This is a genomic window from Arsenicicoccus bolidensis DSM 15745, from assembly GCF_000426385.1.
Taxonomy (GTDB): Bacteria; Actinomycetota; Actinomycetes; order Actinomycetales; family Dermatophilaceae; genus Arsenicicoccus; species Arsenicicoccus bolidensis.
On the sequence record NZ_AUFG01000042.1, the window covers coordinates 1 to 26,462 of the forward strand.

Sequence of the window (26,462 nt, forward strand, 5' to 3'; positions counted from 1 at the left end):
GTTCGGCTCCCGCTCACCATGTCCCCCATCGTCCACGTGATTACTCTCAGCAGTCACAGCCCGCATCTTTGACCTGCACGGATGCGACTGACGTCGTAACTAAAGTATCACTCTCCGTGACCTATCGCCGGGTCGCCGCGCCCATCCGGAGCTGTCACCCGGCCGTTGGTCACCAGTGACGCCTCGCCGCCCGGCCATTGGTCACCAGTGACGCCCCACCCTCGCCATTGGTCACCAGTGACGCCTCGCCGCCCGGCCATTGGTCACCAGTGACGCCCCGCCGCCCGGCCATTGGTCACCAGTGACGCCCCGCCGCCCGGCCATTGGTCACCAGTGACGCCTCGCCGCCCCTTTGGAACGATCCACAACACCAGGGGTGACCAATGGCGGGAGGCCCGAGGACGCGTCGGACGGCAGCCGACGACACCTCCCCGTGCCCCGCCCCCGAGCCGGCGGCGTCAGCGTCAGAGAACGAATCGCCCGGGACGGTGCATTTGCGGACATTCGCGGCGCGAATACTACGCACCGTGTTCGCATGCATTCTTTGCGTCATTTATTGCCGTGAATTCATGGCTATGTGTCCCCATTGTCCAGCTGCGCGGAAGCGCATTCTTTGCACTCAGGTGGGCGGCGAGATTTGCCGTTGAACGCACCGTGACCATGCCGCTACTCATAGCGACGTATGTCGCGCAAACTCCTCCTTCCGATGCGTTTCTGCAGGTCAGGGCGCTTCGCTGAGTCATCGCCGTCACGAACGGGACATCACGCAGCGTGCATTGAACCTGACCAAGAGCGTCGCTTGTTCCCTGCTTCGGATCATTTCCCATTCATTTCTGAGCCGTGTCCGTCATTCCCTCGTTGAATTGCTGTCAACGGGGGGCGCCGCACAGAACACCATCCGAGACCACGCTCGGCCCGGCGGCACAGCACATCAGACATCCAGGAGCACTGATGCTCCGTATGAAAGGAACCGCACCATGAACCGCACGCTCACCACCGGCCGCATCGTCATCTCCGGCGCCTTCGCCCTGAGCATCGCTCTCGGCAGCGCCAGCACGGCCATGGCCACCGGTCACGACGGGGCGACCCAGCCCACCAAGCAGAGCTCCGCCAAGCAGGACCCGGCGAAGCAGCAGGATCCGGCGAAGAAGCAGGACCAGGCGAAGCAGACCACCCCGCACGCCGAGGAGGCCGACGGCAGCGACCACGGCGCCACCGGCAAGCCGGCCAAGGACGACCCCAACCCCGGCAAGGGCAAGGACTGTGTCCAGCACGGCAACCACGGTGGCGTCAACGAGGACCACTGCGGCCCGGCGGACCGCCCGGACGGCCCCGCCACCCCCAAGCCCGGCGACACCAAGCCCGTCGACACCAAGCCCGGCGACACCAAGCCCGGCGACACCAAGCCCGGTGACACCAAGCCCGGTGACACCAAGCCCGGTGACACCAAGCCGGAGACCCCCACGACCGAGACCCCCACGACCGAGGACACCACGCCTCAGCCCACGCCGTCCGAGGAGCCCACGCCCGGCCACGAGTGCAACATCTGCAAGACCGTCACCCCGCCGGCCCCGGTCGTCGTCCCGGTCTGCGGCGCCGACAACGACCAGGTCACCCTCCCCGACGCCAAGGGCGTCATCTGGGATCGGGGCGAGTGGAGCAACGGCACCCTCGTGGTCAAGGCGGTCTCGGCGGACTGGTACACCTTCCCGACCGGCGACCTGATCGTGCACACCATCAAGGACGCCAACGTGCCGTGCGGCACCACGCCGACGACGCCTCCGGTCGAGGACTGCGACAACACCTGCCCGACCCCGACCACGCCGACCACGCCGGCCCCGGAGAAGCCCGTCACCCAGACGCCTGCCCCGGTCAAGCCCACCCCCGTGACCCCGACCCCGGTGAAGGTGAAGCCGGTCGGCCACACGCCGGTCGCCGTCACGCCCGTCACCCCGTTCGGTGTCGTCGTGACCGAGACCCCCGCCAAGGCCACGGCCAACGGCGCGCCGGTCTTCAACTCCGGCGTCGAGGGTGACGAGTCCGGTCTCGGTGCCGGTGCGCTCGGCGCCGGTCTGGCCGTCGCGGCGGGCCTGATGATGGTCCCCGCCATCCGTCGCCGCCAGAGCGCCTGAGACACGGCATACGGCACAACACGCTGGGAGGCGACGTCGCGTCCCAGCCGGGTGGCGAGCCCCCCGGCTCCCCTGGGAGCGGGGGGCCTCGCCCCGTGCAGGCCACCGCGCCACCACTCGAACCACCCACTCTCGCAAGGGTGCACGACACCCATCGACCACGGACCAGGAGGACGACATGACGGCCCGACGACCGCAGCTGGCCGCCACGGCCGCCGTCGCGCTCGGCCTGCTGCTGACGGGGTGCGGCGGCGAGGGAGGCCCCGCGGCCACCCACCACCGCACCGAGGTGGCGGCGGGCAGCCCGACCGCCGCGAGCTCGTCCTCCACCGCGTCGGCGACGGGGACGGCGGCCACGACCGGTGGAGCCGCGGCCACCACGAGCGCCGGCGCCGCGACCAGCACTCCCTCGGCCGGTTCGTCGTCAGCGGCCAGGTCGGCCGCCCCGGCCGGGACCTCCACGGGCCGCGGGACGTCCGCCTCAGGACAGCCCGGCGCGCGGACCGTCGACGACGGCTCCCGCACCCTGCGCATCCCCGTCCTCGGGGTCGACGCCCCGGTCACCGGGTGCGCCACCGAGGACAACACCGTCACCCCGCCCAGCGACATCGGCGCCGTGTGCCGGTGGACCGGCAGCCCGGACTTCGGGGCGACGCGGGGCACGACGATCGTGGTCGGCCACTCCACGCGCAGCGACGCCACGGTCGGCGCGCTGGAGTACGTCCGCGAGCTCAAGACCGGTGACACCCTCAGCGTCGCCGGGCAGGCCTGGCGGGTCGTCGAGGTCGTGCCAGGTGTCGACAAGCACAGCCTTCCGGCATGGATCGTGGACCGTGCCGGACCCCGCCAGCTCGGTCTCGTCACGTGCGAGACCACCAGCCGCACCCGCAACGACCTCGCGAGGCTCGTCCCGGTCGGCTGACTGGCGGACGCGCGCGCCCCGGGTTCCTTTCCCCGGGGCGCGCACTCGTCCCACACCCGGTCCGGTGCTGCGCCACAGCCCGTCCACAGCCCGCTGCCCTAGCGTGATCCGGTCGAGAGGATCCGCATGACCAGCCCTTCCCCCCGCGCCCTGAGCTCCACCGCCCTCGTGCGCGCCCGCCTCGCCGGCATGACCGGCCTGGCTGCGGCGTGCGCCGCCCTGACGAGCCTGTATGCCGTGGCCGTGTGCACCGTGCGCGGCCAGGCCTGGGACCACCGCATCTGGTGGCACCTGCACGAGCTGTCCCCCGTCGGCGCCCGACGCGTCGCCGAGGCACTCGGGGTGATCACCCCACTGTCCTGCGCCGCGGCGCTGGGGGCGATCGTGCTGCTGGCGGTGGCGCAGCGGCGCCTGGTGCCGGCGGTCGTGGGGGTGGTGTGCGCGGCGGGGACGTTCGTGTCGGCCGAGGTGCTCAAGTACACCTTGGAGCGGCCGGACCTCGGGATCTCGCACTACGGCAACTCGTTCCCCAGCGGCCACACGGGTGCGGTCGCGGCCCTGGCCGTGGCGGCGGTCGTGGCGCTGGGCGGCGGGCTCCGAGCGGTGGGGGCGGCGCTCGCCGCCGGCGCCACGCTGCTCACCGGCCTCGGCGTGGTCCTCGCCGGCTGGCACCGGCCCAGCGACCCCGTGGCGTCGGTGCTGGTGGCGGTCGCGTGGGCCGTGGTCGGCCTGCTGGTCGTGCACGAGCACCGGGCCCGAGCCCACCGCTAGAGCCGCCTCCTACCCATGCTCCTCCACGATCGTGAGGGTTTCGTCCAACGTTCTTGGACCAAACCCTCACGATCTTGGTGGGGCGGCGGCGCTGGGCAGGTGCGGTCAGGGCGCCGTGTAGGACGCCGTGAGCGTCACCCCTGAGTAGGCCGAGTAGCCCCGCAGCCCGACGTAATAGGTGCCGGCGACCGGCGCCGCGACCGTGCAGGTCTCGGTGTTGCCCGAGCGGTACGGACGGCAGTCGTAGCTCGACGTGGTCGGGGCGCTCCCGGCCTTGAGGTAGAGGTCGACGTCACCGGTGCCGCCCGACGTGCTGACGGTCAGGTTCCTGGCGCCGGCGGGCACGGCGATGCTGTAGCCCGTCATGACGCCGGCCGCGCCATACAGGCCGGTGCGGGGCACGCCGTTCTGCAGGACCGAGCCGCTCGGCGTCGGCGTCGGGGTGGGGGTCGGCGTGGGGGTCGGCGTCGGCGTGCTCAAGCCCGCCGTCTTGGCGACCTCGCCGACGAAGGCCAGCCCGAGCTTGGCGAACTTCGCCGACGGCTCGGCCGTGCCCCCCAGGTTGGCGAGGGTGTCCCCGGTCGTGTGCAGCTTGGGGAAGATCTCGGGCTCGGCCGCCATCATCGACGGGTAGCCGGCGCTGGTCCACGAGGCGTGGTCGGAGCAGGCGTAGCCGCAGGTCATGTCGCCGCGCACCAGCCCCGTGGGCTTGAGGTAGGCGTCGAACAGCTGCTTGGACCAGGTCGTGAGGGACGCGTTGACGTTGTCGGTGAGGAAGGCCATGTCCACACCCGTGCCGGGGTCGTAGTTGGTCATGTCGAGCTGCATGACGCCGACGACGTTCTTGCCCTGCGCCTTGAACGACCGCGCCACGGCGTCGGACCCGCGCAGGCCGACCTCCTCGGCGGCATACCCGGCGAAGACGACGGTGCGCTTGGGCTTCCACCCGTCCTTGAGCGCGATGCGCGCCACCTCGGTGATGGTGGCGATGCCCGAGGCGTCGTCGTCGGCGCCCGGCGCCCGCATCGCGTCACCGGTGCCGTAGTTGGAGATCGAGTCGAGGTGCCCGCCGACGACCACGACCTCGCCCGGCAGCTCGGCGCCCTTGACCGTCATCAGCACGGACGGCTGGGTGGAGCACTGGGTGCACCCGGTGAACAGCTCGGTCGTGACGTCGCTGCGCCCGGCCCCGAGGCCCGCCCAGGTGTCGCGGATCCAGGTCGCGGCCTGCTTGCCATAGGTGCTCGCGTAGTAGCGGTTGGGATAGGCCGTCGACAGGTGGGTGATCGTGGACTTGATCCGCGTGTGGTCGACCTGGCTGATCCAGGGGCTCACCGTGGTCTGGTTGTCGATGCTGTATGCCGCGAAGGCCTGCCCGACGGTCTGCGCCGTGAGGTCCTGCGCGATGAACGCCTCGGCCTCCGCCCGCGTGGCGAACGTCCGGAAGCCCGGGCACCGCTTGCCCTCGTGCGCCGCGGCGTGGAAGCTCGCGAGCCGGTCGGACGTCGTGGTGGACAGGACGACGGGCGTGCCGGCCTTGTCCGTGGCCGAGGCCAGGCGCGTGGCGGTGGGCGCGAAGTGGTCGGCATACTCCTCCGCCCCGCTGACGACGAAGACGCGGGAGCGGTCGACGCCGCCGGGGTGCGCGACGGGGGCGCTGCTGGGTGCCGCGGCCGGCGGGGCCGCCGTCTCCCCTGTCGTGACGGCGGACGACGAGGGGGAGGCCGTGGCGACGAGACCGCCGCCGAGGCACAGACCGGTGACGCCGAGGGCGGCGACGGGGAGAGCTAGGGCTGATCGCACGCTGAGTGGTCGCACCAGAGCCTCCTTCGGGTGATGGCGCAGGTGAGAGCGCGTGGGGATGGGGTACACCGCGTGAGCAGCGCGGCACCGCCATAGTCCGATCGGGTGAGTCATCCGTCAAGGGGTCAGCGCACCCAATCTCGGAGGATCGTGAGTGTTTCCTCCAAGAAACGTGGACAAAACCCTCACGATCGTGGGAGTGGGTCAGGGGACGAGGTAGTCGCTGTCCCGCGCGTCCGTGACGAGCATGTGCCCGGGCGCGTGTGTGATCGCCAGCGACGAACGCGACGCCATGACCATCGCCTGGGGCGTCACGCCGCACGCCCAGAAGACGGGGATCTCGCCCGGCTCGATGCGCACCGGGTCGCCGAAGTCGGGCCGGTCGAGGTCACCGATGCCCAACGCAGCCGGGTCCCCCACGTGGACCGGCGCGCCGTGGACGCCGGGGTAGCGCCCGCTGATCCGCACGGCGTCGGCGACCCGGTCGGCGCGGATCGGCCGCATCGACACGACCAGCGGGCCGCTGAACGTGCCGGCGGGACGACAGGGGCGGTCGGTGAGATACATGGGGACGTTGCCGCCGTCGGTGACGTGCCGCACGTCGATCCCGGCCTCGACCAGCGGGTGCTCGAAGGTGAAGCTGCACCCCACCAGGAAGCTCACGAGGTCGTCGCGCCAGTGCTCGCGCACGTCGGGGACCTCCGCCACGAGCTTGCCGTCCTGCCAGACGCGATAGAGCGGCAGGTCGGTGCGGACGTCGCCGTCGAGGATCGGCCCGTCGGTGGCGCCGGGCTCGAGCACGTCGAGGATCGGGCACGGTTTGGGGTTGCGCTGGGCGAACAGCAGCATGTCGAAGGCGAGCTCGCGCGGCAGGCACACCAGGTTGGCCTGGGCGTGGCCGCGGCACCAGCCCGCGGTGGGGGTGACCAGTCCGTCGCGGAAGATCGCGCGAGCCTCGTTGGGAGACAAGGCGGCTGGGTCGGCGGGGAGGTCCGGGGACGGGCTGGTGGTTTGGGTCATCGCGGTTCCTCTCGGTCGGCGTCAGCGCCAGGTCAGGTGGACCTGGTCGCCGGGGCGCAGCTGGGCGGCCAGGTCGACGTCCTCGTCGACGACGACCGCGGCGACGGGATAGCCGCCGGTGACGGGGTGGTCGGCGAGGAAGAGCACGGGCTCGCCCCCCGGCGGCACCTGGATCGAGCCGCGGACGACGCCCTCGCTCAGCAGCTCCTCCCCCTCGTGGTCGGGGTGCCGCACCAGGGTCTCGCCGACGAGACGGGCGCCGATCCGGTCGCTGCGCGCCGACACCTCCCACGGCGTCGCGACGAGGACCTCGCGGTCGGCGATCCAGTCCACCCGCGGCCCCGGGACGACGCGCAGCACGATCCGGGCGGGAGGGCCGCCGGGCAGGGGCGCCTGCTCCGTCGTCGGGAGGGCGCGGGCGGCGTCACCGATGGGCAGCACCTCTCCGTCCTCGAGCGGGTCCGGACCGAGCCCGGCGAGCGTGTCGGTCGATCGCGAGCCGAGCACCGGCGGCACGTCGATCCCTCCACGCACCGACAGATAGCTGCGCAGGCCGTATGCCGGCGCGCCCAGCCGCAGCACCTGACCGGTCACGAGGCGCAGCACCGCCGCATGGCCGACCGGGCGATCGTCGATGTGGGCAGGTGCGGGTGCTCCGGTCACGGTCACCAGGCAGTCGGCCTCGGCACGCACCGCCAGGCCGCCGAGCGTGACCTCCACGGCGGCGCAGTCGAGCTCGTTGCCGAGCAGGCGCTGGCCAAGGGCGTGGGCGGCCCGGTCCGCAGCACCCGAGCGACCGACGCCGAGGTGCGCGAGCCCGGGTCGGCCCTGGTCCTGCAGGAGGGCGCGCGGGCCGGTCGCCAGGACGGTCAGCGAGCCGCGATCGTGCGAGATGCCCTGGTCTGCAGACGATCTCGTGGCCGAGCGCGATGGCGTGACTGGACGGATCTCGGCGGCGGAGTCGGAGGCTTCGCCGGGGGCGGCCGGTGCCGCGGCGAAGCGGACGTGCTGCCCGGGCCGCAGCAGCGCCGGCGGGTCCCGGTCGACGTCCCACAGCGCCTCGTCCACGTGGCCGAGGAGCTGCCACCCGCCGGGCGAGGCGCGAGGATAGATGCCGCTGAACTCCCCTGCCAGCCCGACGGATCCGGGCGGCACGGCGGTGCGGGGCTCGCTGCGCCGCGGGACGGTCAGGCGCGGGTCCCCGTCGACGAGATAGAAGAAGCCGGGCGCGAAGCCGCCGAAGGCCACCCGCCACGGCGTGCCGGTGTGAGCCTCGACGACCTCGGCGGCGGACAGGCCCGTCAGAGAGGCGATCTCGTCGAGGTCAGGGCCGTCGTAGTGCACCGCGATCTCGACCTCGTCGACCTCGCCGGTGGCCGCGTCCGCACCCGGATCGCCTGCCAGGGCGAGGATCTCGTCGGCCACGCGCCCGAGGTCCGTGCCCGCCGGGACCGTCACGGCGAGAGTGCGCGCCGCGGGCAGCACGTCCATCACTACCGCGAGCCCCGTTGACCCGCGCGACATCTCCGCGCGCACGGCGGCGTCGAGCGCGAGCACCTCGTCCAGGCCTGCCAGCTCGACGAGCACGCCGGTGTCGCCGAGACGCCGCCACGCCGTCATCGCGTCACGCCCTCATCGCAGGAAGGGCCGGATCTCGACGCCGGCCGCCTCCAGGGCGGTGCGCGTGGCGCGGGCCATGTGCACCGCGCCGGGCGAGTCCCCGTGCGTGCACACCGAGTCCGCCGAGAGCCGGACGTCGGACCCGTCCACGGCCTCGACGACGCCCTCGGTCACGAGCCGCACCATCCGGGCGGCCACGGCGTCCGCGTCGTGCAGGACGGCGCCGGGCTGGGAGCGCGGCGTCAGCGTGCCGTCGGGCTGGTAGCCACGGTCCGCGAACGCCTCGACCACGAACGGCAGCCCGGCCTCGTCGGCCAGCCGCTGCACCGCGCTGCCCGGCAGCCCCATGATCGGGAGGGCGTCGTCATACGACTTGACGGCCGTGACCACGGCCCGGGCCTGCGCCTCGTGGTGGACGATCGTGTTGTAGAGCGCGCCGTGCGGCTTGACGTAGGCGACGCGCGTGCCAGCGAGCCGGCACATCCCGTCGAGCGCGGCGAGCTGGTAGACGACGTCCGCGACGAGCTCGTGCGGCGCCACGTCCAGGAAGCGACGCCCGAAGCCGGCCAGGTCGCGGTAGGCCACGTGCGCGCCCACGACGACACCGCGCTCGCCGGCCGCCGCCACCGTGCGCTGCATGACGAGCGGGTCGCCGGCGTGGAAGCCGCAGGCGACGTTGGCGCTGGTCACGACGTCGAGCATGGCCTCGTCGTCACCCATGGACCACGAGCCGAAGGACTCGCCGAGGTCGGAGTTGAGGTCGATGCGCACGGGATTCTCCTATCCCCAGAGCTTGGCGAGACCACCGAGGGACTGGTAGCCGAGGTAGAGGGTCAGCAGCCACGCCAGCACCCCGACGACGATCAGCCACCGCGGGTAGACGTAGCCGTGCAGCAGGTCCCGCCGCCAGATCGCGACGATCAGGATGATCGTGAAGCCCAGCGGCAGGATCAGCCCGTTGAAGGCGCCGGCGAAGACGAGGAGCGTGACCGGGGCCTTCTTGAGCAGCAGGAACAGCACGGTGCAGACCACGATGAACGCGACCGTCATCAGGTTGCGGGTGCGGTCGCTGGTGCGCGAGCTCGTCAGGAACGAGACGGACGTGTATGACGCGCCGACGACGCTGGTGATCGCCGCGGCCCACAGGATCACCCCGAACGCGTGCAGGCCGAACGACCCGGCCGCCTGCTCGAAGGCGCTGGCCGCGGGGTTGGCCTTGGCGAGCGTGGCGCCACCCGCGACGACCCCCAGGACCGCGAGGAACAGGACGACCCGCATGATCGCGGTGACGATGATGCCCTGCACCGACGAGCGCCCGATCTCGCGGGCGTGCTCAGGGCCGGTGAGGCCGGAGTCGAGGAGGCGGTGGGCGCCGGCATACGTGATGTAGCCGCCGACGGTGCCGCCGATCAGGGTCGTGATGGCGACGACGTCGAGGGTGTCGGGCAGGACGGCGTTGCGCAGCGCAGTGCCGACCGGCGGCTTGGACGTGATGGCGATCCAGGTCGTCAGGCCGATCATCAGCAGGCCGAGGAAGACGACCATCCGGTCGAGCAGCATCCCCGCCCGCTTGACCAGGAAGATCGCGATGGCGATGACCGCCGACACGACGGCCCCGATGATCGGGTCGACGCCCATCATCGCGTCCAGGCCGAGGCCGGTGCCGGCGATGTTGCCGATGTTGAAGACCAGGCCGCCGAGCAGCACGAGCGCCGCCAGCACCCAGCCGAGCCCGGGGACGACCCGGTTGGCGAGCTCCTGGGCGCGCAGGCCGCTGACGCCGACGGCGCGCCAGACGTTCATCTGCACGGCGATGTCGACCAGGATCGAGATGACGATCGCGAAGGCGAACGCGGCGCCGAGGGTGACCGTGAAGGTCGTGGTCTGGGTGATGAAGCCCGGCCCGATGGCGCTCGTGGCCATCAGGAACATCGCGCCGAGGATGGCGCTGCGGCCGCTCGTGCGGGTCTCGGGGGTGCTGCTGGGCGGGGTGTCGGCCATGACGGTCATCCCACCACACCCCCAGCCAGGCACAACCCCCTCAGCGCCGGCGGCTGCGGACAGAGTGGTCGCAGATCCGACGTCAGGGCACCCCAGATGTCGCATCTGCGACCATTCTGGCCCTCGCGCTCCCACGACACATGTCTCATAACGCGGGATTATCGATCGAGTTACTTCCGCTGATGCGAGGTGCGTGGTCTCCTAGGTGTCATGACCTCTCGCAGCCACCGAATGTGCCGCCTCGCCGCGGCCGCCCGGTGTTGTCGCGGCACGCGCTGAGCCCCACCCCCCAGCCCCTGCCCGACCCGGCCGACGACGACCGTCCGGCCCGCCCCCGAGAGAGACCCGCGATGAACGACACCTCCGCCCAGACGCAGCTGTTCACCTCGCCCGCCACCACCGCCACGGTCGCGGGGCACGTGTCCGCCCGCGCCGCCTACCAGTTCGCGCTCTATGCCCGGGCCGCCCTGGTGGACGCCCGCCGCGACCGCAGCACCGGCGCGATCCACCCCGACCTCGCGCCGCGCCTGGCCGACGAGCTCGCCGCCGCCCCGGCGCCGCAGCGGGTCTTCGTGCTGGCCGACACCGACGACGAGGCCGCGACGCTCGTCGAGCAGCTGCGCGCCGCCGTGCGGGCACCCGTCGCCGCGGTCACCGGTGGCTTCGGCGCGTGGCTCGAGGCGGGCCTGCCCGTGGTGGCGGCCTCCGCCTGATGCCTGGGCCCGTCGTGCGGCGGGCGGGACGGCATACGGCCTGATCTGCCGGTCTCGCGCCGCCGGGCATGGTGAGGTGGGGCATGACCACCGAGCTCATCGGCTATCTCGCGTCCGCCCTCATCGTCGTGTCGCTCGCGATGACGTCCGTGGTGCGGCTGCGCGTCATCTCGTTCGTCGGGTCGGTGGTCTTCGTGGTCTACGGCGCGCTGATCGGGGCGTGGCCGGTGATCGTGTCCAACGGGATCATCGCGCTGATCAACGTGTGGTACCTCCGCCGCGAGCTCGGCCCGCGCCAGGACCTCGGGATGGTGGAGGTGTCGCACGAGGACCCCTACCTCGCGGACTTCCTGCGCACCCACCTCGACGACATCCACCGCAGCCAGCCGGGATTCACCAGCGCGCACCTCGACGACGTCGCCTTCGTGCTGACGCGCGAGGGCCTGCCCGCGGGAGCGCTGCTGGGGCGCAAGGACGGTCGTGACCTGCAGGTCGACCTGGACTACGTGATGCATGCCTACCGCGACTCGCGGATCGGGCGATGGCTGTATGCCGACCGCGCCGGCACCTTGCGGGGCAAGGGGATTCGCCGCGTGGTGGCGGTGGCCGAGACCGACGTGCACCGGAAGTACCTGCAGGCCATGGGGTTCGAGCACGACGGCGACCGCTGGCTGCGCTCCCTCTAAGCCGCGGCTCAGGGGTCGGAGGGCTCCATCGCCATCTCGAAGTGCACCGGCGCGCCACGTCGCGGGATGGTCAGCGAGCAGGTCATCGCGGCGATGCACAGGCCCGCGGCCACGATCCACGCGCCGTGATAGCTGCCGGTCGTCTCGCGGATGCCGCCGGCCACGCTCGCGCCGATCCCGGCGCCGATCATGTGCGAGGCATAGGTCCAGCCGAAGACCACGCCGGAGTCCTCGATCCCGAAGAACTGCCGGCACAGCGCCACGGTGGGCGGGACGGTCGCGACCCAGTCGAGGCCGTAGAACACGATGAACACCCACAGCGCCGGCTGCACGGTCGAGGCGAGCAGCTCGTGGACCGTCAGCAGCGACAGCCCGCGCAGGCCGTAGTAGGCGGCGAGCAGGTAGCGGGAGTCCATCCGGTCGGTGAGCCACCCGGACGCGACGGTCCCGGCCATGTCGAAGATCCCGACCACCGCGAGCAGCCCCGCGGCGGTCGTCGCGGGCATCCCGTGGTCGTGCGCCGCCGACACGAAGTGCGTCTGCACGAGGCCGTTGGTCGACCACCCGCACACGAAGAAGGTCAGCATCAGCGCCCAGAACGGCCACGACCGGCTCGCGCGACGCAGCACGGTGAGGGCATGCGTCGCGGGGTTGGCGTAGCGGCGGACCTCGGGTGGCGGGGGCTCGGTCGCGCCGTACGGCAGGGCCCCGATGTCGGCCGGCCGGTCGCGCAGGAACACGGCGACGAGTCCGGCCATGAGCACGGCAAGGACGGCCGTCACCCCGGCGGCGTAACGCCAGCCCGGGCCCTCGGCGGCGGCCGCGATGAGCGGCAGGAAGATCAGCTGGCCGGTCGCATTGGCCGCGGAGAACAGGCCGGTGACCAGGCCACGGCGCTCGTCGAACCAGCGGTTGGCGACGATCGCGCCGAGCACCAGCGCCATCGCCCCCGTGCCGGTCCCGATGAGCAGCCCCCACAGCAGCCACAGCTGCCACGGCTCGGTCATGACGGTGGTCAGCCCGCTCGCGACGCCGACGACGGCCAGGGCGATCGTGACGGTCTTGCGGACGCCCCAGCTCTCCATCAGCGCGGCGGCGAACGGCGCGACGATGCCGTAGAGCACGAGGTTGAGGCTCACCGCGCCCGACGTCGTGGCCCGGCTCCAGCCGAACTCGCGCTCGATCGGCTCGAGCAGCACGCCCGTGGAGGAGCGGAACGCCGCGCCCGCGACGAGCGCGCCCAGCGTGACGGCGGCGACGATCCACGCGGGGTGCAGCCGCCGCCGCGGGGGGACGGTCTGAGCGGTCATCGCGACCTCCGGGGTGGGTCGCCGAGGGCTCGGCGTGATGCCAGCGAGACTAGGGAGCGGCCCGTATGCCGGGAAGGCCCGCCCACATCGCGAACGTCGTCACCGCGCTGCCCCGCCGATCTCGGGGGCGGCGAGTCAGCCCTCGACCCGGAGGCGGCTCGCGAGGTCGGCGATCGCGCGCTCGGCGGCGCTCGTGTCGCCCGCCCTGGCCTTGGTGAACGCCTCCACGTGGACCGGCGACTGCCCCTCGATCAGCCATGCCACGAGCACGACGGGCATGACCCCACCGCGGTCCACCCACGAGTAGCCCTGCGCCCGCCCCTCGTCCGTGTCCCGCGGCTCAGGTCCCTCGCCGCCTCGGGTCGCCTTGAGCCGCGCCAGGGCGTCGGCATACGGCCCGGGCATCTCGAGCAGCGAGCTCGCGGTCACCGTGACGAGCCGCTTGGCCACGAACGACCCGAGCCACCCGCCCCGCTCGGTCACCCCGGTGAGCGACTGGTCGAGCAGGGACTCGGCGAAGGCCTCGGTGAGGAAGGGATTCATGGGCCCAGCCTAGGCAGCCGACGGACATGCGCCCATCCCCCTGTGGACGACGCCGGCTGCCGGCCGGGTGCAGGCCGGGAGCATGCAGGGGAACAGGCGCGGGCGTCGTGGGGTTGCCGCCCGCATGACCTCTTTGTTCGCGCCGATCACCCTGCGCAGCCTCACGATCCGCAACCGCGTCTGGCTGGCGCCGATGTGCCAGTACTCCGTGGAGAAGCGGGACGGTGTCCCCACCGACTGGCACCTGGTGCACCTGGGAGCGCGGGCGCAGGGCGGCTTCGGGCTGATCCTGACCGAGGCGACGGCGGTGTCCCCGGAGGGTCGCATCAGCCCCGAGGACACGGGCCTGTGGAACGACGAGCAGCGCGACGCCTGGTCGCGCATCACGGAGTTCGTGCACGGGCAGGGCGCGGCGATCGGCGTGCAGCTGGCGCACGCGGGACGCAAGGCGTCGACCTACCGCTGGTGGGAGGGCGAGCCCGAGGGCACCGTCCCCGCCGACGAGGGCGGCTGGCCGACCGTGGCCCCCTCCCCGACGGTGGGCGACGGCCTGGCCGTCCCGCACGAGCTGACGACCGACGAGATCGCCCAGGTGGTGCGGGACTTCGCGGACGCCGCGCGCCGCGCCGACGAGGCGGGCTTCGACACGGTCGAGATCCACGCGGCCCACGGCTACCTGCTGCACCAGTTCCTCTCGCCGCTGTCCAACCAGCGCACCGACGCCTATGGCGGTGACCTGCAGGGACGTTCGCGCATCGTGGTCGAGGTGCTCGACGCCATCCGCGCCGTCTGGCCGCAGGACAAGCCGGTGCTCGTGCGCCTCTCGGGCACCGACTGGATCGAGGGCGCCTGGGACATCGAGCAGACGACCGCGCTGTCGCGCACGCTGCGCGAGCACGGCGCCGACCTGATCGACGTGTCCAGCGGCGGCGTGACCCAGGCGGCGATCCCCGTGGGGCCGGGCTACCAGGTGCCGCTGGCCGCCGAGGTGCGCGAGGGAGCCGAGATCCCCACGGCCGCGGTGGGGCTGGTCACGGAGCCGCGTCAGGCCCAGGAGATCCTCGACGCGGGCCTCGCCGACGCCGTGCTCCTGGCCCGGGCCGCGCTGCGCGACCCGTCCTGGCCGCTGCGCGCCGCCCACGAGCTGGGCGTCGACCAGCACGACGAGCCCTACCCGCCGGCCTACTGGCGGGGCGCCTGGCGCTGACCGGAGCGCCCCCGGAGCACGTCCGGAGCACGTCCGGAGCACGTCCGGACGGTCGTGGGTCCGGCAGGTTAACGACGCCTCGCGGATCGGGTCATCCGTTGACGTCACCGCAACACAGGGGCAACAGCCTGCGCGGACGGGCTCCCTAGCGTCGATCGTGAGCAGCCCTCACACGACCGGGAGCCCCGATGAGCAGCACGACGAGCAGCACCTCCACCAGCGCCTCGGGCGCCCCCGCCAGCGCCGCGGGCACGTCCACGACATACGCGCCGTCCCCCGGCGAGCTGGCCCCCGGACTCACCCGAGCCCCCGGCCGCACCCTCGTCGGCTGGGACCCCGAGTCCGCCGGTCAGTGGGACCACGGCGGGCGCACCATCGCCCGCCGCAACCTGATCCTGTCCGTCTTCGCGGAGTTCCTGGGCTTCGCGGTGTGGGCGGTCTGGTCGATCGTCGTGCCGCAGCTGCCGCGGGCCGGGTTCACGCTCACCGTGGACCAGATGTTCTGGCTCGTGTCCGTGCCGTCCCTGGTCGGGGCGACGCTGCGCGTGCCCTACACCTTCGCCGTGCCGGCGTTCGGCGGGCGCACGTGGACGACGATCTCGGCGCTGCTGCTCCTCCTGCCGACCCTCGGCCTCGCGTGGGCCGTGCAGCACCCGGAGACGCCGTTCGGCGTGCTGCTGCTGATCGCGGCGCTGGCCGGCGTGGGTGGCGGCAACTTCAGCTCCTCGATGGCCAACATCTCGTTCTTCTACCCCGAGCGCGAGAAGGGCGCCGCCCTCGGCCTCAACGCCGCCGGCGGCAACCTCGGCACGGCCGCCGTGCAGCTCGCCGTCCCCCTCGTGATCGTCACGGCGTCCGGCGTCGCGCTGGACCGGGCCGGCCTGATGTTCATCCCGCTCGTGCTGCTCGCCGCCGTGCTCGCGTGGCGCTGCATGGACAACATCGCCGGCACCCGGTCCGACCGACGGTCCTACGCCCGCGCCGCGCGGCACCCGCACACCTGGCTGCTGTCGGTCATCTACATCGGCACCTTCGGGTCGTTCATCGGCTACTCCGGCGCCTTCCCCACGCTGCTCAAGGCGCAGTTCCCCGAGATGAGCCTCAACCTCGCCTTCCTCGGCGCGCTGGTCGGGTCGCTGTCCCGACCGCTCGGCGGCCGCCTGGCCGACCGCTTCGGCGGGGCCACGATCACCTGCATCTCGTTCGTGGTCATGGCGATCGGCGCCGTCGGCGCCGTGATGGGCCTGCGGGCGCACAGCTTCGCACTGTTCTTCGGCGCGTTCCTGCTGCTCTTCGTGGTCTCGGGGCTGGGCAACGGCTCCGTCTACCGGATGATCCCCGCGGTCTTCACCGCCACCTCCGAGGGCGGCGCCGACGCCCTGCTCCGCGCCAAGAAGGCCGCCGCCGGCTGCATCGGCATCGCCGGCGCGGTGGGTGCCTTCGGCGGCTTCCTGATCCCGCGCGGCTTCGCCCTGTCCACGTCGTTGACCGGCTCGCTGCAGGCCGCGCTGTGGGCCTTCGTCTGCGCCTACCTGCTGCTGCTCGGCCTCACCTGGGCGGTCTACCTGCGGCGCGGGTCCAGCGTCGCCGCGCACCGCATCTGACGAGAGCGTCCCTGCCAGGAGAGGAGATTGCCGGTATGGCGACCCCCGCCGCCTCGACCGCCGCCCCTCTCGCGGGGGCCGCCGCCGACACGCACTGCCCGTACTGCGCGCTGCAGTGCGCGATGACGCTGACGCCCGCCCTGACTCCCGACCTGACTCCCGAGAAGGCCGCGCTGCCCACGGTGGGGCCGCGGGACTTCCCCACCAACCGGGGCGGCCTCTGCCAGAAGGGGTGGACCAGCGCCTCCGTCCTCGGTGCCGCCGACCGCCTCACGACCCCGCTGATCCGCTCTGCCGCAGGCGAGCTCGCGCCGGCGACCTGGAACGAGGCGCTCGACCTGATCGCCACCCGGCTCCTGGCCCTGCAGGACGAGCACGGCCGGGAGTGCGTCGGGGTGTTCGGCGGCGGCGGCCTCACCAACGAGAAGGCCTACACCCTAGGCAAGTTCGCCCGCGTCGCCCTCGGCACGCCGTTCATCGACTACAACGGCCGGTTCTGCATGTCCTCGGCGGCGGCCGGCGCCAACCGCGCCTTCGGCCTGGACCGCGGCCTGCCCTTTCCCCTCGCCGACCTCGGTGGGGCGCAGGCGATCCTGCTGCTGGGCTCCAACCCCTCCGAGACGATGCCGCCCTTCGTGCAGCACCTCGCGGGCGCGCGCTCGCGCGGCGGCCTCGTCGTCGTGGACCCCCGCCACTCGCCGACGGCGGCGCTCACCGACGACGGGGGCGGCCTGCACCTGCAGCCGCTCCCCGGCACCGACATCGTCGTGCTCCTCGGCCTGCTGCACCTCGTCTGGGCGACGGGTCGCGCCGACACCCCCTATCTGGCCGAGCGGGTCACCGGGGCCGACGACGTGCGGGCCTCCGTCTCCGAGTGGTGGCCCGAGCGGGTCGAGCGCGTCACGGGCGTCCCCGCCGACGACCTGCGCCGCGCCGCCGAGATCCTCGCGGCCGCAGCACCGCTCGCGTCCGGCTCCGGCGCCTACGTGCTCACCGGCCGCGGCGTGGAGCAGCACGCGCACGGCACCGACACCGTCACCGCGGCGATCAACCTCGCTCTGGCGCTGGGCCTCCCGGGACGCGTCGGCTCGGGCTACGGCTGCCTGACCGGTCAGGGCAACGGGCAGGGCGGGCGCGAGCACGGCCAGAAGGCCGACCAGCTGCCCGGCTACCGCTCCATCAGCGACCCCGCCGCGCGGGCGCACGTCGCCGCGGTGTGGGGCGTCGACCCGGACACCCTCCCGGGGCCCGGTGTCCCCGCGATGCAGCTCCTCGGGCGGCTGGGCGAGCCGGGCGGCATACGGGCCCTGCTGGTCCACGGCTCCAACCTCATCGTCAGCGCCCCCGGCGCGGTGCAGGTCACCGAGCGCCTGCGCGCCCTGGACCTGCTGGTCGTCTGCGACTTCGTGCCGTCCGAGACCGCGCTGCTCGCCGACGTCGTGCTCCCCGTGACGCAGTGGGCCGAGGAGGAGGGCACGATGACCAGCCTGGAGGGGCGAGTCATCCGGCGCCGCAAGGCGATCGACCCGCCACCCGGGGTGCGCAGCGAGCTCGACGTGTGGTCCGCCCTGGCCGAACGCCTCGGTGCACCGGCGCGGTTCGAGACCGACCCCGCGCTCGTGATGGACGAGCTCGCGCGGGCCAGCGCGGGCGGGATCGCGGACTACGGCGGCGTCAGCCACGAGCGCCTCGACCGCGGCGACGAGATCCACTGGCCCTGCCCGGATCCCGCCCACCCGGGGACGCCGCGCGTGCTGCTCGACCGCTTCGCCACGCCGGACGGCCGGGCCCGCATGCTGCCCGTCGAGCCGCGCGGCGTGGACGACGAGCTGCGTTCCGGCGCGCCGTACTACGCCATCACCGGTCGCGTCCTGCAGCACTACCAGTCGGGGGCGCAGACCCGGCGGGTGCGCGAGCTGGTGGCCGGCGAGCCGCGGGCGTTCGTGCAGCTGCACCCGCGGACGGCCGCCACCCTCGGCGTCGAGGAGGGTCAGGACGTGACCCTCACCTCCGCGCGCGGGTCGTGCACGGCGCCGGCCCGGCTGTCGCGCGAGATCCGGCCCGAGACGGTGTTCGTCCCCTTCCACTTCCCGGGGGCCGAGCGCGCCAACGCCCTCACCAACCCCGCCACCGACCCCGTCAGCGGGATGCCGGAGTTCAAGGTCACGGCCGTGAGCATCCGCGCCGCCCAAGGAGATCCCCGTGCCTGACCCCACCCGCATCGTCGTCGTCGGCCACGGCATGGTGGCGGCGCGACTGGTCGACGACCTGGACCGGTATGCCGACCCCGCCGTCATCGACGTCACCGTCATCGGCGCGGAGCCCGAGGGGGCCTACAACCGGCTCATGCTGTCCGAGGTCATCGGCGGACGCGCGGCCGTCGACGGGCTCGCGATGCCGCACCGCGCCACCTGGGTGCGGGTGCTGGACGGCGTCGCGGCGGTCCGCCTGGACCGCGAGCGCCAGCTGGTGGTGGACGAGCACGGCGACGAGCACCCCTACGACCACGTCGTGCTCGCGAACGGCGCCGACCCGCGCGTGCCGCCGCTCGCCGGCCTGGAGGACGCGTCGCGGTGGCCCTCGGGCGTCCACGCCCTGCGGACGCTCGCGGACTGCCGGGCGATCCTCGCGCGCGTGGGATCCGTGGGGCGGGCGATCGTCCTCGGCGGCGGCCTGCTCGGCGTCGAGGCGGCGGTGGGGCTGCGCGCCCACGGCGTGCCGGTCACCGTGGTGCACTCCGGCGCCGGACCGCTGGACCGCCAGCTGGACGCGGCCTCGGCGACCGTGCTGCGGCACGCGTTGCGCGACAAGGGGATCGACGTCGTCACGGGCGGCCGGGCGGCCGAGGTGGTCGTCCACGACGGTGCGGTGGCGGGGGTGCGGCTCGCCGACGGCTCGGTCGTCGAGGGCGGTCTGCTCGTCGTCGCGACCGGCGTGCGGCCACGCTCCGACCTGGCGGCCGACGCCGGGCTGCCCTGCGCCGCGGGCGTGCTCGTCGACCCCGACCTGAGATCCCTCGCAGACCCACGGGTCTCGGCGATCGGCGACTGCGCCGAGCCCCCCGGAGGGTGCAGCGGGCTGCTCGCGCCCGGCTGGGACCAGGCGGCGGCCGTCGCGAGACGCCTGGCGCGACAGGGCGACTCGCGCTCGACGGGCCCGACCGACGGGGCGGCTGCGCCGACGGTCTCCACCCCCGAGACGGCGGCTGCGCCGATGGCTCCCGCCCCCGAGGCGGCGGGCGGAGACGTCATACGGCTCAAGGCCAAGGACCTCACGGTCGTCGCGCTCGGCACCCTGCCCGACGACGACCTGGCCGACACCGACGTGCACGTCGTGACCGTCACCGACCTGCGCTCCCGGCGCCGCGTCCGGGTGGGCGTGCGCGACGGCGTGCTCGTGGGGGCGAGCGTGGTCGGCGACGCGCAGCTGGCGGCGGACCTGACGGCGACCTACGAGCGCGGTCTGCCCGTGCCGGCCGACCCCGCCCAGCTGCTGCTGCGGGCGAGCGAGGGCGGTGGTGGGCTGCCGACCGCCCAGTCCCCGGCCCTGATCCCGGGGCGGGCGACCGTGTGCCGCTGCAACGGCGTCTCCAAGTCCCAGATCGTCTCCGCGCGCGGCGCGGGCGACCGCACGGTCGACGACGTCGCCTGCCGGACGCGCGCCACGACGGGTTGCGGCACGTGCACGACCACCGTGCAGGGGCTGCTGGACTGGCTGGCCGAGGTTGACGGCGACGACCCGGGCAGCGACGAGGGCGCAACCGCCACCACGCACGACCCCCACCCCGTGGCCGCCGCGGCGACGTGACAGGGCACGTCTGGTCCCTCGGCGCGCCGCTGGACGACCACCTCCGCCCTCTCACGCGGCGGTGAGAGGGCTCCGCGAGCGAGGCGCCGACGCAGGGTTGTTACCGCGCGTAGCACGCCCGAAACATCGTGCCCGCCTCGGCGTAACACGGCCTCCATAGCGTCGAACCACGCACCAGCACAGGAGGACCGATGACCGGCAGCACCCAGCGCCACCTCGTCGTCGTGGGCGGCGGCATGGTCGCCCAACGACTCGTCGAGGCCCTGCGCGCCCGCGACACCGACGCGTCCTGGCGGGTCACCCTGCTCGCGGAGGAGCCTCGCGCGCCCTACGACCGGGTGGCCCTCACGAGCTACTTCAGCGGCCGCGACGCGGAGGACCTCGCGCTCGGCGACCAGGACCTGTGGCGCGACGAGCACGTCACCTTGCGCCGCGGCGTCGCCGTCACGCAGATCGACCGCGAGGCGCAGCGCGTGGCCTGCAGCGACGGCCGCACCCTCGCCTACGACGCCCTGGTGCTCGCCACCGGGTCGTTCGCCACCGTGCCCCCCGTGGAGGGCAAGGACGTCACCGGCACCTTCGTCTATCGCACCATCGACGACGTCGCGGCCCTGCGGCAGTACGTCGAGGACGCCCGGCCCAAGCACGCCCGGCGGCTGCGTGGCGCGGTCATCGGTGGTGGTCTGCTGGGCCTGGAGGCGGCGGGTGCCCTGACGGCCCTCGACGTCGACACGACGGTCGTGGAGTTCGCGCCACGCCTCATGCCGCTGCAGGTCGACGCGGGTGGCGGCGAGGCGCTGCGCCGGCTCATCGAGACGCTGGGCGTCGACGTGCGGACCGGCACCGCCACGCAGCGGATCAAGGCCCGCCGCGGCGTCGTCGCCCACATGGACTTCGCGGACGGCGGCGGCGTCGACACGGACGTCGTGGTGTTCGCGACCGGCGTGCGTCCCCGCGACGAGCTCGCCCGCGACAGCGGCCTGGAGATCGGCGAGCGCGGCGGTGTCGTCGTCGACGAGGCCTGTGCCACCAGCGATCCCGCGGTCTACGCGATCGGTGAGGTCGCCTGCATCGAGGGCCGCGTGTGGGGTCTGGTCGCCCCCGGCAACACGATGGCGGAGATCGTGGCGGACCGGCTGCTCGGGGGCACGGCCACCTTCCCGGGCGCCGACACGTCCACCAAGCTCAAGCTGCTCGGCGTCGACGTCGCGAGCTTCGGCGACGCCTTCGCCACCGCGGACGGCGCCCTCGAGGTGACCTATGCCGACCCGGTGGCCGGCGTCTACAAGAAGCTCGTGATGAGCGACGACGCCCGCACCCTCCTCGGCGGGATGCTGGTGGGCGATGCCAGTGCCTACGCCTCGCTCCGGCCGATGGTGGGGCGCCGGCTCGGGGCCGACCCCTCGTCATACCTCGTCCCGGAGGGCCTGCAGGCCGACCCGCACGCCACGGCCGAGCTGCCGGACGACGTGGGCGTCTGCTCCTGCAACAACGTCACGGCGGGCACGATCCGCTCGGCCATCACCGAGCACGGTTGCACCGACCTCGCCGAGGTCAAGGCGTGCACCAAGGCCGGCACCAGCTGCGGCTCCTGCCTCCCGCTGGTCAAGAAGATCGTCACCTCCGAGCAGGAGAAGGCCGGCCTCGAGGTCAACCGGTCGCTCTGCGAGCACTTCGAGCTGTCCCGCGCCGACCTGTTCAACGCCGTGCGCGTCACCGGGGAGCGCAGCTTCAGCGAGATCATCGCCCGGCACGGCAAGGGCCGCGGCTGCGAGATCTGCAAGCCGGTCGTCGGCTCGATCCTGGCCAGCCTGGAGACCGGGCACATCCTCGAGGGCGAGCAGGCGGCCCTGCAGGACACCAACGACCACGTGCTCGCCAACATGCAGAAGGACGGCACCTACTCGGTCGTCCCCCGCATCGCGGGCGGCGAGGTCACCCCCGAGGGACTCATCGTCATTGGCGAGATCGCCCGCGACTTCGGGCTCTACACCAAGATCACGGGCGGCCAGCGGATCGACCTGTTCGGGGCGCGCATGGACCAGCTGCCGGCGATCTGGCGGCGGCTGATCGACGCGGGCTTCGAGTCGGGGCACGCCTACGGCAAGTCGCTGCGCACCGTGAAGTCCTGCGTCGGCTCCACGTGGTGCCGCTTCGGCGTGCAGGACTCGGTCAAGCTGGCGATCGACCTGGAGCTGCGCTATCGCGGCCTCCGGGCGCCGCACAAGATCAAGCTCGGCGTCTCCGGGTGCGCCCGCGAGTGCGCCGAGGCGCGCAGCAAGGACGTCGGGATCATCGCGACCGAGAACGGCTGGAACGTCTACGTCGGCGGCAACGGCGGCTTCACCCCGCGCCACGCCGTGCTGCTCGCCGAGGACCTCGACACCGAGACGCTCGTCCGCACGGTCGACCGGTTCTTCATGTACTACATCCGCACCGCCGACCGCCTGCAGCGCACCGCGCCCTGGCTCGAGGAGATCGAGGGCGGCCTGGACCACGTGCGCGAGGTGATCCTCGAGGACAGCCTCGGCATCGGCGCGGACCTGGACCGGGCGATGGAGCGGCACGTCGAGTCCTACTCCGACGAGTGGCGCGACGTGCTCGAGGACCCGGTCAAGCTGGCCCGGTTCACCTCCTTCGTCAACGCCCCTGACCAGGTCGACGGCGACCTCGTGTATGTCGTCGAGCGCGGCCAGCGTCGTCCGGCGACCCGTGAGGAGCGCGAGGCCGCCCGTCGCGGCGACGGTGACATCGAGGTCGTCACCTCGCAGGGCCACCCCGTCGAGCCGGGCAGCAACCAGCCGGGAGCCCCCGTGCTGATCGGTGGGACCACCCTGGAGGTGCGGCGATGAGCGTGACCTGGACCGACGTGTGCGCCCTCGGTGACCTGCAGCCCGAGCGTGCGGCCCCGGCGCTGGTGCAGGGCCGGCAGGTGGCGATCGTGCGGCTGCACGACGACACCGTGCACGCCGTGGGGCAGCGCGACCCCTACTGCGACGCCAACGTCATGTCGCGTGGCCTCGTCGGCTCGGTGACGGTCGAGGGGCGGGAGGTCCCCGTGATCTTCTCCCCGATGTACAAGCAGGCCTTCGACGTCCGCAGCGGTCGCGCCGTCGCGGAGCCGAGCGTGGGGCTGGGCTCGTGGGCCGTGCAGGTCATCGCGGGACGGGTGCAGGTCGGGCCGTGCGTGACCGAGCCATCGGGCGTCGCGCCGGCGGAGCAGGCCGAGGTGGCGGCGGCCTCCTCCGAGCGGGCCCGCCAGACCGTGGAGGGAGGGGCCGTATGACGCGCCCGCCCGTTCCCCTGTCGACGCCCTTCGGCGCCCTGGTGCTGCCGCACCGCCCCTCCGGCTCCGGGTCCACCGGCCCGTCCGGCTCCGGCTCCGGCTCCGGCTCCGGCTCCGGCTCCGGCTCCGGCCACGCTTCCAGGTCGAGCGGCTCGTCCGGCCCGGACAGCTCGCCCGGGACCAGCCCGTCCGTCGGCGAGGTGTGGCTCGTCGGTGGCGGACCCGGCGACCCGGACCTGCTGACGGTGCGCGCCCGACGGCTGCTCGACGAGGCCGACGTCGTCGTCCACGACCGGCTCGGACCCGTCTCGGTGCTCACCGAGCTGCCCGAATCCGTCCAGCTGGTCGACGTCGGCAAGCGTCCGCACCACCACCCGGTGCCGCAGGAGGAGATCAACCAGCTCCTAGTCGACCACGCCAAGCGGGGACGAAAGGTCGTGCGGCTCAAGGGCGGTGACCCCTTCGTCCTCGGTCGCGGCGGCGAGGAGCTGGCGGCCTGCCACGAGGCGGGCGTCCCCTGCCACGTCGTCCCCGGCATCAGCAGCGCGGTGGCAGCCCCGGCGGCGGCCGGCATACCGGTCACGCACCGCGGCCTGTCGACCGGGGTGGTGACCGTCTCCGGGCACGACGAGCTCGACCTGCCCGCGCTGGCCACGACCCCGCACACCGTCGTGGTGCTGATGGGGATGGGGCGGCTGCACGAGATCACGGCGGGGCTAGTCCGGCACGGCCGTGATCCGCAGACCCCCGCGGCCGTCATACAGCAGGCGTGGACGCCCTGGCAGCGCGAGGTGCGGGCCCCGCTGTCCGAGCTGGCCGGCGCCGTCGCCCGGGAGGGGCTGACCAACCCGGCCGTCATCGTGGTCGGCGCCGTCGCCGGGCTACCCGCCTCTGGTCAGGTCACCGGCGTGCAGGTCACCGGTGTGCAGGTCACCGGCACGCCGGACCAGGGCGCGGGCGCATCCGCCGCGGCCGGGGCCGCAACGGGGAGACTGTCGGCATGAGTCTCGTCGCGCCCCGCACGACCCTCGCCGAGCCGGAGCCGGTGCTGCTGCTGACCGCGCACGGCACCCGCAGCCCCGAGGGTCAGCGCACCGTCACCGGCATCGCCGAGCGGCTGCGGCGGCGTCGGCCTGACCTGCGGGTCGAGCTGGCCTACGTCGACGTGCAGGAGCCTCACGTCGCCGACAGCGTCGCCGCCCTCACCGGGGCGGGCCTGCGGGTCGTCGTCGTGCCGATCCTGCTCTCGCTCGGCTATCACGTCGAGGTCGACATCGCCCAGGCCGTCGCCGGTCGCGAGAGCGCTTGCGCGACAGGGGCGCTCGGCCCCGACCCGATCCTCGCCGACATCCTCGTGCGCCGGGCCGAGGGCGCCGGCGGCGGGCCCGGCGACGCCCTCGTGGTGGCCGCCGCCGGGTCCAGCCGCGAGCGCGCCCAGGCCGACGTCGACGCCCTGCTCGACGCCGTGCGCTGCCGGTGGGCCGGGCCCGTGACCGTGGGATACGGCTCGGCCGCATCCCCCACCATCGCTGACGCCGTGGCCGCGGCCCGTGACGGCAGCCCCCGCAGGGTCATCGCGGCGTCATACCTGATCGGCCCCGGCCACTTCGCCGACGTGATCGCCCGCGCCGGCGCCGACCTCACGACCCGCCCCCTCGGCACCCACCCCGAGCTGCTGACGCTGGTCGAGCGCCGGTATGCCGAGGGCCTCCAGCGCCTCGCCCGCGTCGCCAGCCCGCTCTGACCTCGCCTCACCGCCAGCGAGCGTGTGATCGCGCCGGCCGCCGATGCCGCGCGGGGGATCACCATCGGGGACACTGGACCCATGGCCAGCGCATACCCGCACATGATCTTTGCCACCGAAGCCGCAGGTCTCGACAAGGACCGCCTCGTGGCCCTGCTCGACGAGGCCGTCCCCGGCGGGTCCACCGAGCAGACCGCCCTCAAGCTGACGTGGACGCGTGACGGCTACGCCTACACCTACTGGTTCGAGGACGCGGACCGCGTCGGCGAGATGTACGCCGACTACCTCCCCGAGGGCGCCCGCCGCCGGCCCGTGATCAACGCGACCACCGTCATCGACATGTCGGGCGCTGCGGATGCGAGCGGCGAGCACGCCGACGAGGCCCGCGGGATCGTCGAGCACCTCGCCGCGCAGGACGGGGTCCACGTCTTCGCCGAGAGCACCAAGCGATTCGTCGGCCTGTCGTATGGCGACGAGCCCGCACCCGAGCCCACCCCCACCGCGACGGCTGCGCCAGAGCCCGCCTCCGTCACGCCCGAGCCGGTCCAGCCCGATCCGGTCGTCGAGGTGGCCGAGCCGACGGCTGGCGACTTCGGTGAGCCGGGCCTCCGCGTGGACGAGCCCTCCGAGGACGAGGCGGTCGCCCAGCCCACCACGCCCCAGCCCGCCGCTACGCCTGAGCACCAGCCGGGCGACTTCGGTGAGCCGGGCATCCGCGTAGACGAGCCCTCCGAGGACGAAGTCGCCTACCCGACGGCCCCGGAGCCTGCCGCCGCGTCCGCCCCCGCCCCGTCGCCGGAGCCGGAGCCCGCGCCCACGCCCGTCGAGCCCATAGCGTCGGAGCCCGAGGTCACCCCCGAGCCTCCGGTCCAGCCGGAGCGCATCCCTGGTCAGCTCCCCACGACCCCGGAGCCGACCCCCACCCCGCAGCCCCTCCCGGACGAGGAGCCTGCACCCACGCCCGAGCCTGCACCGTCTCCGGAGCCTGCACCGACGCCTGAGCCGACCCCCTCACCGGAGCCCACGCCCGAGCCGCAGCCCCTGCCGCGGGCGGAGCCCATAGCCCAGCCCGAGCCCATCCCCGCTCCCGAGCCGGTGCCCGAGAAGGGCTTCCTCAAGAAGCTGTTCGGCCGCCGCTGACGACACGAAGTGACCCGACAGGGCGCCTCGCACCCCAGCCATCGCCGCTGACGACAGCAAGTGACCCGACGGGGCGCCTCGCGCCACCAACGGGTGGAGAACACCACGCATGACGGTGGCCAAACCCACCCGTTCACGCCTCCGCCCCCTCGG

21 protein-coding genes are annotated in these 26,462 nt (G+C 73.3%); 14 read left to right on the forward strand and 7 right to left on the reverse strand.

Features of this window, described 5'->3' with window-relative positions; all coding sequences use genetic code 11:
• The first annotated feature begins 977 nt into the window (after positions 1–977).
• The 3 genes from K313_RS24615 to K313_RS21515 all read left to right on the forward strand — a co-directional run bounded on the left by K313_RS24615 (position 978) and on the right by K313_RS21515 (position 3,825).
• Positions 978–2,132, forward strand: a complete 1,155-nt coding sequence (locus K313_RS24615; protein ID WP_029212565.1) for a hypothetical protein — start codon at positions 978–980, stop codon at positions 2,130–2,132.
• A gap of 178 nt (positions 2,133–2,310) precedes the next feature.
• Positions 2,311–3,054: a class F sortase gene (locus K313_RS0116595; RefSeq protein ID WP_029212566.1), complete on the forward strand. Its 744-nt coding sequence runs from the start codon at positions 2,311–2,313 to the stop codon at positions 3,052–3,054.
• Between the two features lie 126 nt (positions 3,055–3,180).
• Complete coding sequence (locus tag K313_RS21515; protein ID WP_029212567.1) at positions 3,181–3,825, forward strand: phosphatase PAP2 family protein; 645 nt, start codon at positions 3,181–3,183, stop codon at positions 3,823–3,825.
• 105 nt (positions 3,826–3,930) lie between these two features.
• Here the strand turns inward: K313_RS21515 and K313_RS24740 are convergent, their stop codons facing one another.
• From K313_RS24740 to K313_RS0116625, 5 genes are all read right to left on the reverse strand, one after another.
• Positions 3,931–5,643 carry a M20/M25/M40 family metallo-hydrolase gene (locus K313_RS24740; RefSeq protein WP_276203043.1) on the reverse strand — a complete coding sequence of 571 codons (1,713 nt, stop codon included), beginning with the start codon at positions 5,641–5,643 and terminating at the stop codon, positions 3,931–3,933.
• A gap of 189 nt (positions 5,644–5,832) precedes the next feature.
• Complete coding sequence (locus K313_RS0116610; RefSeq protein WP_029212569.1) at positions 5,833–6,648, reverse strand: putative hydro-lyase; 816 nt, start codon at positions 6,646–6,648, stop codon at positions 5,833–5,835.
• 21 nt (positions 6,649–6,669) lie between these two features.
• Complete coding sequence (locus K313_RS0116615; protein ID WP_029212570.1) at positions 6,670–8,268, reverse strand: 5-oxoprolinase subunit B/C family protein; 1,599 nt, start codon at positions 8,266–8,268, stop codon at positions 6,670–6,672.
• A gap of 12 nt (positions 8,269–8,280) precedes the next feature.
• Positions 8,281–9,039 carry a LamB/YcsF family protein gene (locus tag K313_RS0116620; RefSeq protein ID WP_029212571.1) on the reverse strand — a complete coding sequence of 253 codons (759 nt, stop codon included), beginning with the start codon at positions 9,037–9,039 and terminating at the stop codon, positions 8,281–8,283.
• A 9-nt stretch (positions 9,040–9,048) separates the two neighbouring features.
• Positions 9,049–10,269, reverse strand: a complete 1,221-nt coding sequence (locus K313_RS0116625) for an NRAMP family divalent metal transporter (RefSeq protein WP_029212572.1) — start codon at positions 10,267–10,269, stop codon at positions 9,049–9,051.
• A 350-nt stretch (positions 10,270–10,619) separates the two neighbouring features.
• On the opposite strand from K313_RS0116625, the gene K313_RS0116630 reads away from it, so the two are divergent.
• Both K313_RS0116630 and K313_RS0116635 read left to right on the forward strand, forming a co-directional pair.
• On the forward strand, positions 10,620–10,982 hold the full coding sequence (locus K313_RS0116630; protein WP_029212573.1) for a rhodanese-like domain-containing protein: 363 nt from the start codon (positions 10,620–10,622) through the stop codon (positions 10,980–10,982).
• An 83-nt stretch (positions 10,983–11,065) separates the two neighbouring features.
• Positions 11,066–11,668 (forward strand): hypothetical protein, encoded by a 603-nt coding sequence (locus K313_RS0116635; RefSeq protein ID WP_029212574.1) that lies wholly within the window; start codon positions 11,066–11,068, stop codon positions 11,666–11,668.
• An 8-nt stretch (positions 11,669–11,676) separates the two neighbouring features.
• On the opposite strand, the gene K313_RS0116640 is transcribed toward K313_RS0116635, so the two are convergent.
• Positions 11,677–12,978: an MFS transporter gene (locus tag K313_RS0116640; protein WP_029212575.1), complete on the reverse strand. Its 1,302-nt coding sequence runs from the start codon at positions 12,976–12,978 to the stop codon at positions 11,677–11,679.
• A gap of 135 nt (positions 12,979–13,113) precedes the next feature.
• Positions 13,114–13,521, reverse strand: coding sequence for a hypothetical protein (locus K313_RS0116645; protein ID WP_029212576.1), 408 nt, complete (start codon positions 13,519–13,521; stop codon positions 13,114–13,116).
• A gap of 124 nt (positions 13,522–13,645) precedes the next feature.
• On the opposite strand from K313_RS0116645, the gene K313_RS0116650 reads away from it, so the two are divergent.
• The 9 genes from K313_RS0116650 to K313_RS0116690 all read left to right on the forward strand — a co-directional run bounded on the left by K313_RS0116650 (position 13,646) and on the right by K313_RS0116690 (position 26,309).
• Positions 13,646–14,728, forward strand: a complete 1,083-nt coding sequence (locus K313_RS0116650) for an NADH:flavin oxidoreductase/NADH oxidase (protein ID WP_029212577.1) — start codon at positions 13,646–13,648, stop codon at positions 14,726–14,728.
• A 188-nt stretch (positions 14,729–14,916) separates the two neighbouring features.
• Positions 14,917–16,332, forward strand: coding sequence for an MFS transporter (locus tag K313_RS0116655; protein WP_029212578.1), 1,416 nt, complete (start codon positions 14,917–14,919; stop codon positions 16,330–16,332).
• A gap of 35 nt (positions 16,333–16,367) precedes the next feature.
• Positions 16,368–18,542: a molybdopterin oxidoreductase family protein gene (locus K313_RS0116660; protein WP_029212579.1), complete on the forward strand. Its 2,175-nt coding sequence runs from the start codon at positions 16,368–16,370 to the stop codon at positions 18,540–18,542.
• Positions 18,535–20,139 (forward strand): FAD-dependent oxidoreductase, encoded by a 1,605-nt coding sequence (locus K313_RS0116665; RefSeq protein WP_029212580.1) that lies wholly within the window; start codon positions 18,535–18,537, stop codon positions 20,137–20,139. Before K313_RS0116660 ends, K313_RS0116665 begins: the two co-directional genes overlap by 8 nt.
• 191 nt (positions 20,140–20,330) lie before the next feature.
• Positions 20,331–22,991, forward strand: a complete 2,661-nt coding sequence (gene nirB / locus K313_RS0116670) for a nitrite reductase large subunit NirB (protein WP_029212581.1) — start codon at positions 20,331–20,333, stop codon at positions 22,989–22,991.
• Positions 22,988–23,425 carry a nitrite reductase small subunit NirD gene (gene nirD, locus K313_RS21525; RefSeq protein WP_051274189.1) on the forward strand — a complete coding sequence of 146 codons (438 nt, stop codon included), beginning with the start codon at positions 22,988–22,990 and terminating at the stop codon, positions 23,423–23,425. Before nirB ends, nirD begins: the two co-directional genes overlap by 4 nt.
• Positions 23,422–24,429 carry a uroporphyrinogen-III C-methyltransferase gene (gene cobA, locus K313_RS21530; protein WP_029212583.1) on the forward strand — a complete coding sequence of 336 codons (1,008 nt, stop codon included), beginning with the start codon at positions 23,422–23,424 and terminating at the stop codon, positions 24,427–24,429. Before nirD ends, cobA begins: the two co-directional genes overlap by 4 nt.
• Complete coding sequence (locus K313_RS0116685; RefSeq protein ID WP_029212584.1) at positions 24,426–25,169, forward strand: sirohydrochlorin chelatase; 744 nt, start codon at positions 24,426–24,428, stop codon at positions 25,167–25,169. Before cobA ends, K313_RS0116685 begins: the two co-directional genes overlap by 4 nt.
• 81 nt (positions 25,170–25,250) lie before the next feature.
• Complete coding sequence (locus K313_RS0116690) at positions 25,251–26,309, forward strand: hypothetical protein (protein ID WP_156911439.1); 1,059 nt, start codon at positions 25,251–25,253, stop codon at positions 26,307–26,309.
• The last annotated feature ends 153 nt before the right edge of the window (positions 26,310–26,462 follow it).